Below are 1,689 nucleotides of genomic sequence, written 5' to 3'. Positions count from 1 at the left end.
CTACCATTGAGCTACACCCGCGAGACCGCGTATTTTACGCGGGATTGTCCTGCTCCGGCAAACCGGGCCTTTGGGACAGGAGCAGCCGGGATGGGCGATGGATGCTGTCAGCGCGTTGCCACATCCCGGCAAATTCAGTCTCCGGCTTACTTATCCTGCTCCTTGGCCTCCCGCGCCTTCCTCTCCTTGGCATATTTCTCGGACATCTTGCGCCATTGATTCAGTTGCCGAAAATAAGTCCGTTTGACGCTGACCTCCGAAAGCGGCTGAACGCCACGAATCGGACTGACGGGAGGGACGCGACGTTCGCTCATGATGCCTGGCTCCTGCTGGGGGATGTTTGTTCGCGGTATCTTACTCCCGGGATGGTCCGGTGTCCTTCGCAAGAGCAAATGCGTCAGTCCCCCTCAGGCAACAACCCATGCTCCACCATCGCCCTGCGCGCCGTTTCCTCTCCGAACATGGTCAGAAACGCCCGCCCTGTCGCACCCGATGCAGTGCGCGCCCCCACGGCCCCCACATACACCGTGTAATTCTGAATGTCCGCCGGCAACGGCCCCACCAGCTTCGCCCCCTTGACCAGCAGAATCTCGCTCTGCTGATGCAATGCCAGCGCCGCACTCCCATCCACCAGTTTTTCCGCCACCAGTCCACCAGGTACCAGCACTTCCTTGGCGTGCATCTGACCGGCGATGCCAAGCCGTTCAAACAATTTTTCCAGATAGATGCCGCTCGACCCGCCGGCCTTGGGATCGATCACCGCGACGGAAGGCGCGTCGAGCAAGGCCTTCCTGAATTGCGCCACGGTGGCGATGGCAGGCGAGGGCGCGCCTTGCCTGACCGCCACGGCAATCCCCACCCGTGCAATCGGCCGCTCGCTGGCCAGATTCAGATAGCCGTCCTTGCCCAGTCCGCGCAACACGCCATCCGGTGCCACCACCACATCCGCCGCCGCACCCGATCGCACGCGCTTGTCCACGACGCCGCCCGTGGCGTTGTCTACCGTGACGTGGATGCCGCTGCGCCGCTCGAAGTCGGCGGCCACCGTGCGCACGATGGGCGCGATGGCCCCGGCGGCGAGCACCCGGAGTTCGTCCGCACAAGCAGGTAGGGCAACGAAGGAAGAAAAAACGGAAAAGGTCGCAGCGAACAGCAGCGGAAGACGGAACGCACGCACGGTGACTCCAGGTGATGGAATACGGGGGACGGGAAATGAGCGGCAGACAAATACGTCGGCACCGATTATACGATGTGGCGTTGTCCCTGCAATTCAGGACCGTCTCACATCGTCAAGTTGCCGAGGCGGCTACCCGCTCTAAACTCGCGAAGTGGACCGAGTTTCAGGGCATTGTGTGGATAGCGCTCATCTAATTTCTCGAAGGTAAAGGCCAGATGCATGGGCTGTCGGCACATCGGGCTTTTCATGAAGGCCATGTGATCATGCTTCATCGCTTTAACGAACTGCTCTGACATGTCATTACTCTTTGGCGAGAGCCCAGAACCGGCGGAGTAAGCGCAAAGTGAATTTCGTCAGCGGGTTGGAAGAGTCACCGTCTCTCAGAGCCGCCGCAATCAAGATTCAAGCCCTCCGTGCAGCGTTCGTCAACTTTCGATCGGTGCCTGATCGTCTCGGCGGACCGGTCAATTCGCGTTCTTCAGGTTTGGCACGGTGGACTTCGCCTTGAGCTT

General features: G+C 60.4%; 3 protein-coding genes. All 3 read right to left on the bottom strand.

What is annotated here, in order from left to right; genetic code table 11:
• Positions 1-146 precede the first annotated feature (146 nt).
• The 3 genes from B3873_RS24545 to B3873_RS24535 all read right to left on the bottom strand — a co-directional run bounded on the left by B3873_RS24545 (position 147) and on the right by B3873_RS24535 (position 1,473).
• The gene (locus tag B3873_RS24545) at positions 147-314 is read right to left on the bottom strand and encodes a hypothetical protein (protein ID WP_259434040.1); all 168 of its coding nucleotides are present in this window, start codon (positions 312-314) and stop codon (positions 147-149) included.
• Positions 315-397: 83 nt separating this feature from the next.
• Complete coding sequence (locus B3873_RS24540) at positions 398-1,177, bottom strand: molybdate ABC transporter substrate-binding protein (RefSeq protein ID WP_243442966.1); 780 nt, start codon at positions 1,175-1,177, stop codon at positions 398-400.
• A 104-nt stretch (positions 1,178-1,281) separates the two neighbouring features.
• Entirely contained in the window at positions 1,282-1,473 is a 192-nt protein-coding gene (locus tag B3873_RS24535) for a hypothetical protein (RefSeq protein WP_286869612.1), read from the bottom strand.
• Positions 1,474-1,689: the final 216 nt, after the last annotated feature.

The sequence above is a fragment of the Herbaspirillum sp. UBA812 genome (genome assembly GCF_002296545.1).
Lineage (GTDB): Bacteria > Pseudomonadota > Gammaproteobacteria > Burkholderiales > Burkholderiaceae_D > Herbaspirillum > Herbaspirillum huttiense.
This window is presented reverse-complemented; position numbering and strand designations above follow the sequence as displayed.